Origin of the sequence: Streptomyces sp. WELS2 (genome assembly GCF_013870595.1) — a bacterium.
In the GTDB taxonomy this organism is placed as follows: Bacteria; Actinomycetota; Actinomycetes; order Streptomycetales; family Streptomycetaceae; genus Streptomyces.
Map to the genome: position 1 here is coordinate 1 of NZ_JACBWZ010000952.1, position 2,185 is coordinate 2,185.

2 protein-coding genes and 2 pseudogenes are annotated in these 2,185 nt (G+C 75.6%); 2 read left to right on the top strand and 2 right to left on the bottom strand.

The annotated features are described in order from the left end of the window. Window positions 1–325: pseudogene (locus H5J33_RS32150) on the top strand (pyridoxal phosphate-dependent aminotransferase); the annotation flags it as partial. Beyond that, window positions 322–1,380 carry an MBL fold metallo-hydrolase gene (locus H5J33_RS32155; protein WP_181798260.1) on the top strand — a complete coding sequence of 353 codons (1,059 nt, stop codon included), beginning with the start codon at window positions 322–324 and terminating at the stop codon, window positions 1,378–1,380. The pseudogene H5J33_RS32150 and the gene H5J33_RS32155, both read left to right, overlap by 4 nt. 46 nt (window positions 1,381–1,426) lie before the next feature. Here the strand turns inward: H5J33_RS32155 and H5J33_RS32160 are convergent, their stop codons facing one another. Further along, window positions 1,427–2,047 (bottom strand): VTT domain-containing protein, encoded by a 621-nt coding sequence (locus H5J33_RS32160; RefSeq protein ID WP_181798261.1) that lies wholly within the window; start codon window positions 2,045–2,047, stop codon window positions 1,427–1,429. After that, window positions 2,044–2,185 (bottom strand): annotated as a pseudogene (locus H5J33_RS38005) (MBL fold metallo-hydrolase); the annotation flags it as partial. The pseudogene H5J33_RS38005 and the gene H5J33_RS32160, both read right to left, overlap by 4 nt.

Genomic DNA, 2,185 nt, shown 5'->3' on the forward strand with positions numbered 1-2,185 from the left:
CCGCCACCTGTACGCCGACCTCACGCCGCTGCGCGAGCCGCTGGCCGCCCAAGGCGTCGGGGACGCCCAGGAGCTGGAGGACCTCCTCACCGCCCGGCTCGGCATGCCCGCGCCCGGCGGCCACCGCTTCGGCGACGACCTCCAGGCCCTGCGCGTACGGCTCGCCACCGGACCCCTGCTGGGCGGCACGGACGAGGAGCGCACGGAAAGCCTCGTGTCACCCGCACCGCTGGAACTGCCACACGTGCGGCGCGCGTTGGCCTCCTTGCGGTCGGCCTTCGACGATCTCCGCGACGACGCTCAGCGATGGGAGCCTCCTCGATGACGCAGCAGACGCATGAGCCCGGCCCGGCCACGACGACCACGGAACCCGGCGTACCCGGCACGCCGGCCCCCCTCGCCGACCCCTTCCCGCCGCTGGCCGAGCCCCGCCCGCTGGGCGAACACCGGGTCTGGCCGCGCACCTTCCACGACCGGCTGACCACGCCCCTGCCCGGTCTGAAGGCCCTCGCCCGCTTCGCCCGCGAAGGCGCCGTGCGCCCCGGCCCCGACGGCCTCGCCGACATCCCCCGGCTGCCGTACGAACCGGGCCCGCTGCCCCGCGTCGGCACCCGCGCCCTGGCCGTCAGCTGGGCGGGACACGCCAGCTGGGTCGTCCGGATCGGCGGGCTGACCGTCCTCACCGACCCGGTCTGGTCCCGCCGCATCCTCGGCACCCCGGCCCGCATCACCCCGGTGGGCGTGCCCTGGGACGCCCTGCCGCCCGTCGACGCCGTCGTCATCAGCCACAACCACTACGACCACCTGGACGCCCCCACCCTGCGCCGGCTCCCGCGCGACACCCCCGTGTTCGCGCCCGCGGGCCTCGGCGGCTGGTTCCGCCGCCGCCGGTTCACCCGCGTCACCGAGCTGGACTGGTGGGAGGGCGCCGAACTGTCCGGCACCCGCTTCGACTTCGTCCCCGCCCACCACTGGTCCAAGCGCACCCTCACCGACGCCTGCCGCAGCCTGTGGGGCGGCTGGGTCCTCACCGCCCCGGACGGACAGCGCCTCTACTTCGCCGGCGACACCGGCTACGGCCACTGGTTCTCCCGCATCGGCCGCCGCTACCCCGGCATCGACCTGGCCCTGATGCCCATCGGCGCCTACGACCCCCGCTGGTGGCTCAGCGACGTCCACTGCGACCCCGAGGAGGCGGTCCAGGCCACCCTGGACCTCGGCGCCCGCCGCATGGCGCCCATGCACTGGGGCACGTTCATCCTCTCGGCGGAGCCGGTCCTGGAACCGCTCACCCGGGTACGGGCCGCCTGGGAGAAGGCGGGACTGGAGCGCGAAGACCTGTGGGACCTGCCGGTCGGCGCTTCGAGAGTGCTGGAGTGAACAGTCCCGGGGGCGGCACAGCGCGCCCTCGCCCGGCTGCGAGGGCTCAGCCGGCGGCCCGGACCCGCCGCCACACCCCGGGCACCGCGCTGATCAGCACCGTCAGCGCCACCGCCAGCACGACCCCCTCCCACGGCTCCTCGAACAACGAACCCCCCACGACCCCGATCACCTGATACGTGGCCGCCCAGGCCAGGCACGCCGGCAGGTTCCCCCGCGCGAACCTGCGCGGCGGCCACTCCGCCATCAGGCACGCCAGCATCACCGGTATCCGTCCCGCCGGGACGAGCCGGGACAGCACCAGCACGGCGGTCCCGTGGTCGGCCAGCTTCCCCCGGGCGCGCGCCAGCCGCTCCTCCGGTGCCCGGGCCCGGATCGCGGCCAGCCACCGCGATCCGCTCCGCGACCGCATCCCGCGCCGGCCCAGCCAGTACAGCGCCGCGTCGCCGAGGAACGCGGCCAGCGACGCGGTCACGAACACCAGCGCCGACGAGTACGGCGCCTTCTGATGGAACGCGACCACCGCCGCCGAGCTCACCAGCGCGCCCGTCGGCACCACCGGCACCAGCGCCCCGACCAGCACCAGCAGGAACAACGAGGGATAGCCCGCCGCCTGCTGCGTGGACTCGGGTGTCACGGTGGCCGCCGCGGCGGCGAGCCAGGTCACCGAGCGACCTCCAGCCGCACGCTCCCGCCGTGCGCCAGCTTGTGCACCGCCACCCCGGGCGCGGCCACCGCCGCCAGCCGTACGAACTCGTCACCCGGCGCGTGGAACTCGTGCGGGCGCACCGCGTCCATGCCGATC

Bases quoted from the DNA above. Each gene is read 5' to 3' on its own strand.
- H5J33_RS32155 (WP_181798260.1), top strand. From the start codon at position 322: ATGACGCAGCAGACGCATGAGCCCGGCCCGGCCACGACGACCACGGAA.